We start from the raw sequence: 14282 nt of genomic DNA, 5'->3' as shown, positions 1-14282 counted from the left end.
ATTAGTATGAAAATTATTCTGGAAGCTCCCATTCGTTAATTCCTAGCAGGGTGCCAATCTTATGAGCACAAGCGTACCCGCTAAACGCCACCGCATTTAACCCTTGTCCGGGGAACGAAGAATCACCTACACAATAAAGTCCTTTTATCTTTGTAGTATTAAATGGCATAGGGAGTAGGCCAGGTAATCTCATTGAAGGAATTGGCCCATAACTACCTTTGGCTCTAGAAAGAAACCTTTTATGTGTTCTTGGACTACCTATCTCCTTGTGTAAAATTCTTTGACTAAGATTTGGAAATAATTTTTCCAACTTAGATATAAGTTTATCTCCATCTCTCTTCTTTTTCTCAAGATATTCTGTATTGCTTAATCCCTCCCAGTAATCCATTGAAGAAGGAGTAAAGGCATGAACAATATGGCTATCTGAAGGTGCTAATGATGGATCTAGTAAAGTCGGGATTGATAGAAAAGTAACTCCTTGTTCCTTTTCCATTTCTTCCCATGCGTCGAGAAGTAAGTGGTGGCAATCTGTATTCGGAGGAATGGAGTCTTTACTTACACCCAAATGTAAAGATAAAAATGAAGGAGAAGGGATGTACCTGTTACTCCATTTTGTCTCGGCCTGAGGGGCTTTATCTAGTTCCACAAGTGGATCATTGATTCCTTGGCCACCAAATGTATCCCATCTTGTTGCATTGGAGACTATCGTTTTACCAAAAAATTCTTCGCCATTATCTAATGAGACACCAATTGCCTTTCCGTTCTCAAAAATTATTTTTTTTACTTTAGATTTGTATTTAATTTCTCCTTTGAAATTTTTAATTCCTTGCACTAATTTTTCTGCAATAATTCCAACACCTCCTTTTGGATAGTTTATGCCTCCATAATGTCTATCAGAAAAGACCATCCCTGCGTTAATCATAGGCGTTAAGTCGGAGGGCATGACTGACCAGCAAAAACATTCAATATCTATAAATTTTAAAAGAGCGGGATCTTTGATATGTCTTCTCGCAACATCTCCGGCATTAACTGGTAACCATCTTGCCAATCCTAGGCATGATAAAGGTGATTTAAAGAAAACTTTCATTAGATATCCCGGATCTTCTATTGAAAGTAAAGGCATCGAATTCAGACAATTAAATACTTCCCAACATGTTTCGTAGAAATGATTTATTCCTTTTTCTTCATGAGGAAATAAATCAATTAGCTTGGTAATGAATTTTTTATAGTCTCTGTCTACTGTAATTTCTAAGTCATTAGGTAGATGATAGGCCAATTGTGTTGGGTCAGGAACTGTTTCACATTCTTGTTCAACATCTTTGAGAGCTCGCGTTAGTAAATTTGTGTACCCCTTTTTACCAAATCCAAAGATCATTGATGCTCCAACATCAAATGTGTATCCTTTCCTTTTAAATGAACCACCACTACCACCAGGGATTTTATACTGCTCAAGGACGAGAACTTTAGCACCCTTGCTTGCTAGTTGACTTGCAGTCACTAATCCACCAAGGCCTGAACCAATAACTATCGAATCCCAGTGAGAAGAAGGTTTAGTTTTATTTGTTAATTTAGTCATGAGATACAAGAAATTTTAGAGGGTCGTGTAAGAGGGGTTTTTGACTAATAATTTTTCTCTTATTTTTTTTATATGACTCAGAGCTCTATCTCTATATTTTTTGTATCTTTCACGTTTGTTGTGAACTCTATTATCTAGTTCAGGTAGTAATCCGAAATTAGCTGGCATGGGTTGAAAGTTTTTTTTATTTTGACCTCGTAAGCTTGCTTGACTATTGCTGACAAAGTTTGTTAAGGCTCCAATCATGGTTGACGATGGCAAAGTGATTGTATTTAATCCCTTTGCTAACAATGCTGCGTTAGTTCCTGCTAACCAACCTCCAGCTATAGCAGCAGCATACCCTTCTGTCCCAGTGAGTTGTCCAGCAGCAAATAAAGTTTTTCTATTAATAAACTGAAGTGTTGGCTCTAATAACTTTGGAGATTCGAGAAAAGTATTTCTATGCATTACTCCTAACCGGACAAATTCTGCCTTTGACAAGCCAGGAATCATCCTGAATATACGTTTTTGTTCTCCCCATTTTAAATTTGTTTGAAAACCTACCAAATTCCATAATTGACCTGCCTTATCTTCTTGTCTTAATTGAACGACAGCATGAGCTCTTTTCAGCCTTCGGAGACTTTTGTCGTTTACATCCCCCCATCTTGGATCCCACAGCCCTATTGGCTTTAATGGACCAAAACGCATTGTCTCAAGACCTCTTTTTGCAAGCTCCTCTATGGGAAGGCATCCTTCAAAAAAAAGAGCTGATTCTTTTTCAAAATCCTTTAATTCAGCTTGTTCAGCTTTAATTAACTCAGAGTGAAATTTCAAATATGACTCTTGATTCATTGGGCAGTTGATGTAATCAGCGTCACCTTTGTCGTATCTACTTGCCCGAAATGCTTTTGAAAAATCAATGCTTTCACCAGTAATTATTGGGCTAGCAGCATCAAAAAAATGACATTCATTTTCTCCTGTAAATTGTTTAATGTCGTTAGCTAACGATTCGCTTGTTAATGGACCTGTGGCTAAAATTGTTATTTCTTTAGCATTTGGGAGGCAAGGACATTCATCCCTAATGATTTTTATTAGGGGGTGAGAAGAAAGTTTATTTGTGATTGATAGGCTGAATTGACTTCTATCCACTGCAAGTGCTCCTCCTGCAGGAACAGAGTGTTGATCAGCTTTTGCTATGACAATAGATTTTAAATTTCTTAACTCTTCTTGTAAAAGCCCTGCTGCTCTATCACTACTAATCGCTCCAAAGCTATTGCTGCAAACAAGTTCTGCAAATTCGGGTGAGTGGTGAGCTGGAGATTTCTTCTTTGGCCGCATTTCAAAGAGAGTTACTTTGACTCCTGCACTAGCTATTTGCCATGCTGCTTCTGAGCCTGCTAGACCAGCGCCTATTACGGTTACCGATGGAATTTCTGTCAAACTGTCGTTTTTTTTTCTATTAAAAGCCTAATTACATAGTATTCTCATATCCCTCAACTTTTTATTAAGACTTCAAAAATATCTGAAAAATCAATGAGGATGGAAAAAAATGATTTTGAAATTGTTTTTTAGTCCTCAAAAAGGAACATTAAAGCGGTTAATGCTTCGACAACGTGATATTTTTCATATTGGACTATTACTATTGGTTTATTAGGGGTCGCTAGCTCAGTGGTAGAGCATCCGGCTTTTAACCGGCTGGTCCTGAGTTCGAATCTCAGGCGACCCATTTCATAAAACTGTTACTAAATAAACTGAAGTTATAACTACTTCTGAATTTTTGAAGAATTATTTTTTTCTGTCTCTTTTGATTTCAAGCTTTTTATGCGTACATGCTGGGGTTAATAGTTTTACTAATTTGATTTTTATTGAAGATTGGCTTATCGAGAGGAAAGTTGATTTAACTCTCAATGAGACAAAATGCAGAGCTTCAATACCTTCACATGCAAATTGGTTTGGAGCTCGGGTAAGACTTGGACCCAATGATGAATTGATAAAACCTATTTGGATTCCTGTTAAAGCTGACCAAGTGCTTGATTCAAAATTAGTTAAGATCAAAGGACTTCTTGATGATTGCAGATCAGGACTTCTTTTCCTTCCTGAAACTCCATAAAGCTCTTAAAATACTTATGTGTTGATGAGGGTATAAATACTTTCTCAAAAGAGATTTTTTTGCTGAATTAAAAATGCGATGATTTACTTTTGCATGAAGAAACTTACAGTAGGAGCTGCCATTGCATTAAATATATCTTTGTATATTTGGGCTTTAATGGATCTACCCTTAAAATTTTAATCAATCCATAAATCATAAATTTTTTTCTATGGTGGATGACTTATTAAATCGCTTGAAATTTTTTTGATATCTTAATTTGATCATTTGAAATAAAAAATTTCTTGGTTTAGAGTTTTTAATTTTTTTAGTATTTTTAAGAACTTTTTAAACTTTCATTTTTTTTTGCATTCTCAATCATTTTTTTTTACCAGTACCGGTTAGGGTCTTTGTGAGGCGAAAATTGCCTTTTTTTCTTATGAAAATGGAAGTATGGTTAAGAAATCTTCTTCTATCACAAAATCGAATTCTAATTGGCTATGGAGGTGGGCAGAACCAGAAAGTGAACTCTCCGTCATTCCTAAATCAAAAACTAAACGTTTAGCTCAACAAGCAAAGTTAGCAAATGTAGATGCTGAAAGAGCAGTCTCTCGTGCTTATCAAATTGAATTATCCAGAACAAAGGCAATCGGAGAGGCGATGTTTAAGTCTGGCAAAGCTTTAAGGTTTACACTATCAAGTTCTGGAAGGCAGTTAATTCTAAGAACGCAGGCAGCACGAAGGCAATTTGAGCCTGGTTTTAGGAATAAAAAATAATTTTCAGATAGAATAAATTCTTTACTAAAAAAAAATGCAGCTTTATATAGTCACTTGGAAATTCGAATCATCTGAGGATCAAAATTATTCATCTGAAGCATTTGTAGATTATGTCGAAAGTGGAAAATCCGAGGATCTTATTGATGGCTATGAGAGAATTGAATGGGCTCATACTCCACAAGATGGTACTGGAGTGATCATTTGTAAAGCTTCAAGTGCATCAGTTTTATTTAAGGTTTTTGGCTCCTGGAGAGATAAATTCGGAATGACTTGGGAGTATAAACCTGCCTTAACTACTGAAGAGTTTGTTAGTTTAATAAAAGAAAAATAGTTATAAACTTTCGTATTAATTATTTTTGTTTATCTAAAAAATAAACTTCTGTCTAAAAAACTTTAAAGATTGTGCTATTCAACTTAGTCTTTTTAAAGTCTTTACTTATTTAATGATAGCTCATTTTTTCTTTGCTTTGACTGCTAGTGAAATGGGTCTTAGTCCGACAATACTAACCTTGATTGTAGTATCGTCTGTCGTTTTTATTGTCGGCTTTGCAAAAAGTTCAAGAGAGAATGAATATAAAAAATTGATGGATTCATTTATTGAAAGAAAAGAGGAATCCGATTGATTATTTATTCAGATTAGTAAGAAGATCTTCTTACTAATCTGAATACCCATGTCTAATGAGGCAGGATGGTAAAAGCGTTGTTTTGAAATTGAACAATTTTTTAGCCAAGGAGAGAATAGTCTCTCCTTCTCGCGATGTGCTTGCTGGACTAGTTGTTGCATTCGCGATGATTCCAGAGGCGATAGCTTTTTCTGGGATTGCAGGTGTTGATCCAAGGGTTGGGTTGTTTGGTGCCTTTTTGCTCTCTGTAACTCTGGCAATTTTTGGGGGCAGAATGGCCATGATTACCTCAGTAACTGGTTCAACTGCTCTTTTGATGACTGGGATTGTTCAACAAGGAGAAAACATTAGCCCTGGCCTTGGCCTGCAATATCTTTTGGCTGCTGGATTGCTCACGGGAATTCTTCAAATCGCTTGGGGGTATTTGAGACTTGCTCATCAGATGAGATTTGTACCTCAACCTGTCATGGATGGCTTTGTAAATGGTTTGGCTATATTAATCTTCCTTGCTCAATTGCCTCATTTGGGTATTGAGATGGCACATTCTGAAAAAGTAGTCACTGCAGTTCAACTACCTGCGGTTTGGGGTTTGACCATACTTACGTTGTTAATTATCTATTTGCTACCAAGAATTTCAAAGCTTTTGCCTTCAGCATTGGTAGCCATTTTTATTTGTACTGCAATTTCTATTGGATTTAAATTAAATGTTCCAACTGTATCGAATTTAGGAATCCTTCCAAATGGATTACCTGGCTTTGGTTTTCCAAAAGTCCCTCTTAATTTTGAAACTCTCGGTTTGATACTTCCAACAGCTTTAGCAATTTCCTTAGTAGGTCTTATGGAGACATTTCTTACTCAAGATATTCTTGATGATATGACTGATAAAACTACAAATAAAAATGTTGAGGCTCGAGGACAGGGTATAGGTAATATTGTTAGTTCTCTCTTCGGAGGTATGGCCGGATGCGCTTTGGTAGGACAATCGGTTATGAACGTTGGATATGGGGGAAGAACTCGCCTTTCAACATTGAGTTCCGGAGTTTGTTTAATAGCAATGATTCTTGCTGCTAAAGATTGGGTGAATCAAATACCAATGGCGACATTGGTTGGTGTAATGATAATGATTGCAATAAATACTGCTAATTGGATCTCAATTAAAGATATACGCCGTATCCCTCGAAGTGATAGTTCAGTTATGGTGTTAACTGTATTCGTAACTGTTATTACACATAATTTAGCCCTAGGACTGCTTTCAGGGGTTGGGCTTGCCGCAATATTATTTAGTCGAAAGGTTGCAAAAGTTATTAAGGTTGAGTCTTCTTTAAATAGCGAAGACCACAGGGTTTATAAAGTTAAAGGCCAATTATTTTTTGTTAGTAGTATTTACTTTAGGCAAGGGTTTGAACTTCACGAACATCCTAAAAAAATTACTATCGATATGGCAGAAGCCCATATATGGGATCAAAGCGGCGTAACGGTGCTTGACCAAGTAATTAGGAGAATAAAATTAGGCGGATCTGAAGTCGAAGTGATTAATTTAAATGATGAAAGCTTGAATTTATTCTCTCGAATAGGACAAGCCTCTGAAGCTGGAGGAAGAGGAGGTGAATTTAAATCTGCTCATTAAATTCTTCTAATCTTTTACTTGAAGTTTCTGCAGACTTTTTGAAAAGCTTGTATCAAAGGCTTATAAGGATTCATTTCCATTTGACTCAGTTTTGTAAATTTTGTACATATAAATGTATAAGCCAGCGCTGCAACTAATCAACCCTCATTTTTTATGGTCATACTGGCTATAAGATTTACTTATATATAGGCTAGGCTTTGTTTGAATTTAATTTTTTCTAGATGTTTTTTTGACTTTAGACATTAATTTTGGTGATTTTGTTTATTTATTTTTTCAATTGCAATTGAGTTAAAAAATGAAAATCCATCAAGAGTAAAAACACTTGATGGATAAAGATCTTTTTATTTGAGAGTTTGATTCGTTAGATAGATTTTGGAAATCTGAAAATTGTTAATTTGGGAAATTAGCTCATAGATTTAGCCTATGAGCTGTGTTCCTTAGGCTTCAGAATCAAATTTAGATAGATTAGGACCAGCAATTACACCAACTAGTCCAAAAAGAACAACGGATAGAACACCGACAATTGTTGCTGAGAGGCTTCCTCCTCCCAAAGCAAAGGTTAATAATGGCAAATGAAGCATTTTTTTTTAGATGCAGATATATATATAAACCTAAAATTGCCCAAATTTAATGAAGTTGTAGCACCTTGATAAATTCAGACATTTTTAGGAGGGTCTAGAGTTACTCAAGCGGTAGGGAAATTGTTTGGAAATCTTGAAGTCAAGTCGTCTTTAGTTGCATTGGTTTCCCACTTGAGCCAGTCTTTCACCCCATTAGGCTTGACCTTTTGAGCACTACGAGCTGCAAAAATAATTACATGAAATGGAATCACAATTGCAAAGAAGAAAAAATGAAGTAAATATAAATCCCAAGGGATACCTTGGTAACCATAATCAGGGAAAAATATTGCGGTAAGGAAAGGGAGGACCATGATGTTCGAATTTCAACTGTATTAATCATTATCCATAAAGCATTAATTTTTTCGATAAAGGTGGATATTTTAACTTCTAGAAATGCTATGTACTTTGCAAAAGCATACTTTGAGGTCTTACCTCTTAAGCTTTTAACTTGAGTTATGAATCGATTATTATTTGAACTTACCCTTAAAAAAGAATAATTAGTAATAATATTTTTTAAAATCTATAAATTTTTTTAATAACCTTGAATATTTAATTAATAAGCCTTTCTATTAATTTAACTAGCCTGAAACTAAAATAGACACTAACTATTACCCATATTGGAAAAATTATATTCCATAACTTTTGATGCTTTAAAAGGATAATTTTATCTAAAAGATAAGCTCCACCAATTGGAATAGTTACTAATAAAGTCATTTTTACAAAAATCTCAAGGAATCCTAGAGCTGCTGTTGGATTTATTAGCCATGCTATTAATATTCCACTTAGTAAATAACCACCATATTGTCCTAGTTTCCTTATCATCATCAACTTCTTTTTGTTAAGACTAATTCATTCTATCTAAAATCGTACAACTAATACAAAAAGGTATTTGTTTTTTGACTTTTTGAATTTGAAGTAACTGATATTACTTTTTCAGAGAATAACGAAGGCTCTAACTTTGTATTAATATATAAACCTGTTAGTGGTTTATATATTCAATTAATCTTTGGACTCAGGGTATAGCTTTCTTATGGCATCAGCCTGATTCTTTTCCTTTTTCTTTATCTGCTTTGATTCATTATACCGTCTAACTATAATTCCAGGAATGAACCAAATCACTGTTATTACTGCTAAAATAAAAAGAGGATTATTAATAGTCATATTTAGTAGAGTTGTCTTTATTAACATGAAATATAAATTATTTATGGAAAACAAGTGATAATACATTTTTATAAAATTATTAATCCTATTATAGTTTAAAGTATGAATAATTTTTTTTATTTAATCTCTCTTGATTCTTTCTTCTATTTTGATTTTTTTGCTATTATTCTTCCTCTTTTTTAGACTGGTCTTCTAAATAGATTTTTGATTCATCAGCAATGATTTTTAAATAGTTATCAATTTCTTTTTTCTGTGAAACTTCTTTTGACTTGTTATATGTAATTGTTATATCTTTACCAGACCATGCGGCTTGATCTTTGAATAGATTCCTTTTTGCAGAATAAAGAATTTTCTTCCCAATGAATAAAACAGCTAATATAAATATAGAAAGGAGAAGTAATATTCTCATTTTGTCTTTTGTAATAACATAATTATAACTTCTTAGAAATCCCGTTTTCGAATATGAAAAAAAAATATATAATTATTTATAAGATCTTCGAATCATAATTCTGATAATCTTATTTGATTAATTTAATAATGCCAATCTTTAGGCGCCTTAATTTAATTGTTTATCAGAATGGAATTTTTTTTCTATTAATTTTTATTTGAAAATGGCCATTCCTTTAATTGTTTGCTAAAGATATAAATATTTGTATTCGTATAAACGATGTTCTTTTCGATTAAGCAAAACAGAGTTGTTTATACTTTATCTAATTTGTTTGTTTTGCCTGCTGTCATTATTCCTTTTTTTGATTTCATATCAAATGTTTCTTTTTTTGCGGCTCTGGCTTTATGTATAAACACAAGTGTTTTAAAAACATTTATATTATCTGTTTTATTTATTATTAAAAACAATTCAAACTATCGTTTTAATCTTTTGTTAAGACGAAAAGGTGATGAAATTTCTAAGTCAGATTATGAATGTGTTTATTTGTATGCATGGTGTACATTATTGAGATATTTGCTAATTGGATTAGCAGTGAATCAAATATTTTTCTATTTTAAATAAGTTGTTCTCTTTTATTTATTTTTAAAAGGATTAGAGAAAATTCTTTTTCCTAAATTTTCAGGTGGATTGATTCTTCCTGTTTCAGCATTTATTCTTTTTTTGAGGTCTTGAATTATTTTTTGATGTTGAGCCTCATGTATGTCTGGGTCTAATGAGTCAAACCAATTATTTAGATCCCAAGTTTGATTACCTTGATTATCTACCTCAACTTTCACAAATCCCTCTTGACCTGTAAAAAAATAAACACCTTCTGGAAGGTTTTCGAAATCAATTTCCCCATCTCTTTCATTTCTTACGTTATCCATTCTTTTTGAAAAAGGTTTTTCTCAGTCAAACATCGTATAACAGATGCTGTGTTGAATTCCTTTGTTGTATTGGGACTTAATTCTTCTTTTTAAATATTTAGGAATTATAATTTTTAGTTGCTTTTATCTTTAGGAGTGTGAATGATTGAAAAAATGCATAAGATTTATGTGCCCTTTTAGTAAGGAATTCTCTCTTCTTGCCAAAACATTCGAGTATTCAGATTACCTTGAAGATTCAGATTGGAAATTTCAGAAATATAACTTGGTAAATGCTTCTTGTTACTCTGATCTTCTCGAAGACACTGAGTGGGGGACTAGATCTGACGATTTAACTATTGCTTGAAAGTCTTGAGAAGGAATAAAATTTAGATGTTTTAGTCTTGGATAGTTAATTCTGTAATGAATTCATAGCTTATCCATTCAAGTTTGTGATCTTCGCTTGAATTTCTTCCGAGGATAATAATAGGTATGCGAACTTCTTTATTTTCAATAATATTTCTATATCCTATTAGGAGTGCAGTGTATTTTTTAAAAGTCCACCCGTTATTCCCTTTTGATTTCCATTCTGATGAGTTTCTTAGAGATCTATGAAAGTCTTCAATTCCAAATTCATTCCAACATTCTTGAATGGCAAGCAAATGATCGTGTCCATCCTTGAGTAATTTTTGATATTGAATTAGTTCTGGGGCTTCTTGTGAGTTGTCTGGCTTAAGTTCTCTAGCTAAATCATAGAGTTTTACTTTTTTAAGTTTAAACCAATCTCTATCAAAAATAAAAACTGGAAAATTCAAAGACCATTCGTTTCCCCTTAAGCTTTCGAAAGTTTTGATAAATTCATTTACGTGTTTTTCTAGAAACTTGTATCGTTTTTTCATAGATACCTCTTCTTATCTAATTACTTTTGGTTTTCAACTTTTAGAATTTACGTTAAGCATTATAAGCTTATAGTCAAATAACAATTTAGAAAGTATATTATGTTGTCCATATTTTTATTAGATTCAATGAATAATGATAATAAGCGTCCGGCCTGGCTTAACTGGATTTACCTTTCAATATTTTTATATTCATCATATTTCTTGTTTAATTATTGGTCTGCTATTTTATCAAAATAATAATAAGTTTTGAAATTTTAAATTGAATTCAATTTATGTGTTTATTTTTTTTAGTTGTTTATGAGATTGTAATATTATTTTAAACTATATTTTATAAGAAGGGCTAAAGGTAGATTAGCTTAAGTAATTTGAATTTGCATTCAAATTATCCTGCAAATACAGGCAAACCAATTGTAGCGGTGCTTAATAATGCTCCAGCAAAAATAATGAAAGGAAGCAAGGGGTACTTTTTAATCATGCGAATTTAAAGCCTTGAAGTCTTATAGGTAATTATACCATACTAAGTATTTATACTCCAGCCTGGTCTAAATATAGTCATGATTGCTTGTTCGTTCATTCGAGGAGTTGTTCTACTTTTTACGTCTTCTATGGCTTTTTTGTAATATCGATATTTTCGTTGGTGGTCACTAAAAATTTTTATCACACGCCATTGTTCTAAAGGAAATCTTTTTTTTACATCTTCAGCAATTTTTCTCTCTTTGTGGCTTAGGTTACTTTTTTTGAGTTTGTACCTCATATTTATCCACTCGAAGAGTTTTTCAAGTTCACATGTGAGTTCTCCATCCCTTATCCATTTTCCTATATATTTTTCATCGCCATCCTCAATTAAAAAGCATTTTTCTGGCGATGGTAATTTAATCTCATGAAGTAACTCAGCAAAATTTGGTATCAGCTTCACTGACTGACCTGAATGCATATATTGATTATGAAAGAATTTTATTCTTTTCGTGAAGAGAATTGTATGCTGGTTATCTATTATTTTAAATGTATATCTAAAATTTCATAAAATTTTCATATGGTAAAAAGAATAAAAAGCTGCGGCTTTACATAAAATAAAAAAAACTTCCTCAATCTTCGTTTTATGGAGGCGGAATTGCTTAAAAAAGTTCTCTGTACTTTATAAATACTTTTTCAATAATTTTCTAAAAAAATTTAATAATTCCTATTAGTATATCTTTTTCAGTCTAAAAAAATTAACACTAAATCTCTAAGTTACCCTTCGTAGTTGAGGAAAGTTGCTTCGTATTTTACTTAATAAAAAGATTAAGGAAAAAAAGAATGATGCTGCCATTGAAATAATTGGTCATATCAGGCCCAGGCTACCAAATGTAAAACCGACACCGCAGAAGAAAGCAAACTCAGCTAAATCTCTACATCCAGAGGGGATTGAATTCAATGCAACGTTAATTCGTTGAGCCATTTGACCTTGTACTCGCAGGTTAAAAGAAAAAGATAATAGAAAAAGTTCTTAGTTGTGAGTATTTTTTGGTGCCTAACCGTACCTTTATAATTTCTACTTATTTTAAATTTATATTTGTTTAATTAAATAGTCTTTAATTGGTTTTACAGTCAAATTGATTTATGAGTTAACTCATGGAAAAATCAATTAGCTTGTGTGGAATTTTTTGGCCAACAAACCTTGTTTTCCTATCTCATATTTATTAGCCAAAGATTCTACCTCTGATTTGGTCAAGAGAAGGACCTCTTTTTTTCTCATCCTTTGTCAATGGAATCCAGTTCCAGTCGCAGCTTACAGTAAGCAGATATCCAACAAGTAAGTGCCAGATTAATATTAAAAAAGGATGTTCTAAATGAGGAGCCAATGGTTTGAATTTTTTTATACTTTAATCAACTGGAAGGATTCCCACGAGTTCATGGATTGAATCTGAAAGATTAGCCTGATAATCACCACTCCATTAGGCTTGCAGGGGATTGCAAACTTTACAAAACTAAATACTTAAGAAAAAATTTTGCAACATCTGTAAGCGATCATGTTCTGGATGTAAAAAGTTCAATGGTTGAGTTGTAATGATTGGCTCCTTTGATCTTTTTGGTGCACATGCAATGACAGTCCAAATTGTTCCATGTATCTTTTGATTTGAAAACAATATTCATTTACTAAAATTTCAATCGTTGTTCTTTTCAAAGACTTTTGCAATTTTAGAATTTCAATAGAGTAAGTAAGTTGTATTTTTTAGATCTTTATCTTTAACTATTTTTTTGCTAATTATGCTTCGTTCTTCTATATTTTTATTTATGTATGAATATAAGTTTAGAAATATTTATTAGTCGTGAACTTAATAGTTGGTGTTTTCCAAAAGAGAATTCTTAAGTTTTGACTTTTCTGAATAAGGTGAGTAATTCATAATTAATCTAAATAATATTTAACCAATTAATAATAATTTTTTTTTTTTTTTTTTTTTTTTTTTTTTTTTTTTTTTTTTTTTTTTTTTTTTTTTTTTTTTTTTTTTTTTTTTTTTTTTGATCGTGAATGTTTGTTTTCGATTTTTAATCTAAATAATCAAATTGTCAAATTAATTAAACAGATTTTTTGAAAATAACGGTAAAATGAATATATTTTTTGATTCCACGTAATTAATTGCCTATGAAGCATTAAGATTAGCTGGTTACGGGGCGTGGCGCAGCTTGGTAGCACGGGTGCTTTGGGAGCAGAACTTGAGATAAGCAATAGTCTTGTGATAACAGGGCTTTTTTAATGCAACAAATTTTTAATTAGTGACAGCGAGTGACAAGGGATTATTAGAACGGGGTGCCTATTAAACACGCGTCTGCTTTTTAAACACCCGCACTTCTGCGTTACTTCTCTGAGCTTTTATTTTGGTTTGTAATTCGTTCGAGTTGCGTATTAACTCATTTATGATTGGATTATAAAATCTCTGTAGATTAAAGATCATATGTTTCTTTAACTGACTGAAATTCTATTGATTCTAAATTAATCGAATATTCATTATTCCTCTCACTTACCTTGTCAAGGAAAGTGCCAACTAAGGATGCGAAAATTAGAATAGTAAAACAATTACCGAGTTTTTGTAACATAATAAATTTAGTTTGGTTGTTTATTCAGTGATTTAAATCAGAAATAATAAATCTGATTAGATAACTGTTGGAAAAAAATGGAGTTAAAAAAGAAAAGATATTTCGAGCTTTATGGTGACTCTAAATAAAAATAATTAATAAGATCAATACTGGGATGCCTAAAATTGATAGACCAACCATGTCCTCAGCAGCATTCTCTCTGTTTTTACGGTAATAATACTTTTCCTGTTCAGACATGTTTACCCAATTCGGCATGGTTTACTCCTAATTAATTTGCATCGGAAACTTAGATCAAAATAAATTTTTTTACTTGAATCTTTTGGAGTCAAGATAACAAATTTGTTATTCTCCACAGGTTTTTAACAATTAAAAAAACTTTTTCCACTTTCTCTACTTTTGCATCAAAACGATATTTTCAACCTCATCTTTAACGGAGTAGTTTTCTGAGAGCTATTACACAATTATCAGACTTCTTTCTTTAAGGTATTTTCTTAGCTTAAGCGAGTGACAAACGAGTGACAAAACCCTTCAAATGAGTCTATTTGATTATTTTTGAGTCAAGCTTTAGA

18 protein-coding genes and 1 tRNA gene are annotated in these 14282 nt (G+C 32.4%); 7 read left to right on the top strand and 12 right to left on the bottom strand.

What is annotated here, in order from left to right; all coding sequences use genetic code 11:
- Window positions 1-13: 13 nt before the first annotated feature.
- Entirely contained in the window at window positions 14-1576 is a 1563-nt protein-coding gene (crtH, locus tag AC6EIW_RS04100) for a carotenoid isomerase (protein ID WP_498521313.1), read from the bottom strand.
- A gap of 15 nt (window positions 1577-1591) precedes the next feature.
- Window positions 1592-2995: an FADH(2)-oxidizing methylenetetrahydrofolate--tRNA-(uracil(54)-C(5))-methyltransferase TrmFO gene (gene trmFO, locus AC6EIW_RS04095; protein ID WP_498521312.1), complete on the bottom strand. Its 1404-nt coding sequence runs from the start codon at window positions 2993-2995 to the stop codon at window positions 1592-1594.
- A gap of 214 nt (window positions 2996-3209) precedes the next feature.
- Between trmFO and AC6EIW_RS04090 the strand changes: the two genes are divergently transcribed.
- The 5 genes from AC6EIW_RS04090 (at window position 3210) to AC6EIW_RS04070 (ending at window position 6668) form a co-directional block, all read left to right on the top strand.
- Window positions 3210-3281: transfer RNA gene (locus tag AC6EIW_RS04090), tRNA-Lys, on the top strand.
- 78 nt (window positions 3282-3359) lie between these two features.
- Window positions 3360-3665 (top strand): hypothetical protein, encoded by a 306-nt coding sequence (locus tag AC6EIW_RS04085; protein ID WP_498521311.1) that lies wholly within the window; start codon window positions 3360-3362, stop codon window positions 3663-3665.
- A gap of 429 nt (window positions 3666-4094) precedes the next feature.
- On the top strand, window positions 4095-4418 hold the full coding sequence (locus AC6EIW_RS04080; RefSeq protein WP_158466806.1) for a hypothetical protein: 324 nt from the start codon (window positions 4095-4097) through the stop codon (window positions 4416-4418).
- Window positions 4419-4452: 34 nt separating this feature from the next.
- Window positions 4453-4749, top strand: coding sequence for a DUF3303 domain-containing protein (locus tag AC6EIW_RS04075; RefSeq protein ID WP_498463099.1), 297 nt, complete (start codon window positions 4453-4455; stop codon window positions 4747-4749).
- 347 nt (window positions 4750-5096) lie between these two features.
- Window positions 5097-6668, top strand: coding sequence for a SulP family inorganic anion transporter (locus AC6EIW_RS04070; RefSeq protein WP_498521310.1), 1572 nt, complete (start codon window positions 5097-5099; stop codon window positions 6666-6668).
- Between the two features lie 437 nt (window positions 6669-7105).
- On the opposite strand, the gene AC6EIW_RS04065 is transcribed toward AC6EIW_RS04070, so the two are convergent.
- The 5 genes from AC6EIW_RS04065 to AC6EIW_RS04045 form a co-directional block, all read right to left on the bottom strand.
- Window positions 7106-7249 (bottom strand): hypothetical protein, encoded by a 144-nt coding sequence (locus AC6EIW_RS04065; protein WP_498521309.1) that lies wholly within the window; start codon window positions 7247-7249, stop codon window positions 7106-7108.
- Between the two features lie 104 nt (window positions 7250-7353).
- Complete coding sequence (locus AC6EIW_RS04060; RefSeq protein WP_498463096.1) at window positions 7354-7599, bottom strand: hypothetical protein; 246 nt, start codon at window positions 7597-7599, stop codon at window positions 7354-7356.
- Between the two features lie 238 nt (window positions 7600-7837).
- Window positions 7838-8113: a hypothetical protein gene (locus AC6EIW_RS04055; protein ID WP_498521308.1), complete on the bottom strand. Its 276-nt coding sequence runs from the start codon at window positions 8111-8113 to the stop codon at window positions 7838-7840.
- Between the two features lie 174 nt (window positions 8114-8287).
- Entirely contained in the window at window positions 8288-8476 is a 189-nt protein-coding gene (locus AC6EIW_RS04050; RefSeq protein WP_498521307.1) for a hypothetical protein, read from the bottom strand.
- A gap of 136 nt (window positions 8477-8612) precedes the next feature.
- Entirely contained in the window at window positions 8613-8858 is a 246-nt protein-coding gene (locus AC6EIW_RS04045; RefSeq protein ID WP_498521306.1) for a hypothetical protein, read from the bottom strand.
- 258 nt (window positions 8859-9116) lie between these two features.
- Here AC6EIW_RS04045 and AC6EIW_RS04040 point away from each other — a divergent pair, with 258 nt between their 5' ends.
- Window positions 9117-9458: a hypothetical protein gene (locus tag AC6EIW_RS04040; RefSeq protein ID WP_498521305.1), complete on the top strand. Its 342-nt coding sequence runs from the start codon at window positions 9117-9119 to the stop codon at window positions 9456-9458.
- A gap of 11 nt (window positions 9459-9469) precedes the next feature.
- On the opposite strand, the gene AC6EIW_RS04035 is transcribed toward AC6EIW_RS04040, so the two are convergent.
- From AC6EIW_RS04035 to AC6EIW_RS04025, 3 genes are all read right to left on the bottom strand, one after another.
- The gene (locus AC6EIW_RS04035) at window positions 9470-9763 is read right to left on the bottom strand and encodes a hypothetical protein (RefSeq protein ID WP_498521304.1); all 294 of its coding nucleotides are present in this window, start codon (window positions 9761-9763) and stop codon (window positions 9470-9472) included.
- A 374-nt stretch (window positions 9764-10137) separates the two neighbouring features.
- Window positions 10138-10638, bottom strand: coding sequence for a hypothetical protein (locus AC6EIW_RS04030; RefSeq protein WP_498521303.1), 501 nt, complete (start codon window positions 10636-10638; stop codon window positions 10138-10140).
- A gap of 517 nt (window positions 10639-11155) precedes the next feature.
- Window positions 11156-11572, bottom strand: a complete 417-nt coding sequence (locus AC6EIW_RS04025; RefSeq protein WP_498521302.1) for a hypothetical protein — start codon at window positions 11570-11572, stop codon at window positions 11156-11158.
- 319 nt (window positions 11573-11891) lie between these two features.
- On the opposite strand from AC6EIW_RS04025, the gene AC6EIW_RS04020 reads away from it, so the two are divergent.
- Complete coding sequence (locus AC6EIW_RS04020) at window positions 11892-12071, top strand: hypothetical protein (RefSeq protein WP_498521301.1); 180 nt, start codon at window positions 11892-11894, stop codon at window positions 12069-12071.
- Between the two features lie 246 nt (window positions 12072-12317).
- Here AC6EIW_RS04020 and AC6EIW_RS04015 read toward each other — a convergent pair whose 3' ends face one another.
- Window positions 12318-12479, bottom strand: a complete 162-nt coding sequence (locus tag AC6EIW_RS04015) for a hypothetical protein (RefSeq protein ID WP_498521300.1) — start codon at window positions 12477-12479, stop codon at window positions 12318-12320.
- A gap of 1354 nt (window positions 12480-13833) precedes the next feature.
- On the bottom strand, window positions 13834-13968 hold the full coding sequence (locus AC6EIW_RS04010) for a hypothetical protein (RefSeq protein ID WP_498521299.1): 135 nt from the start codon (window positions 13966-13968) through the stop codon (window positions 13834-13836).
- Window positions 13969-14282: the final 314 nt, after the last annotated feature.

It is taken from the genome of Prochlorococcus sp. MIT2308 (assembly GCF_059772345.1).
The sequence above is the reverse complement of the archived record's forward strand: the minus strand, read 5'-3'. Positions and strand labels throughout refer to the sequence as shown.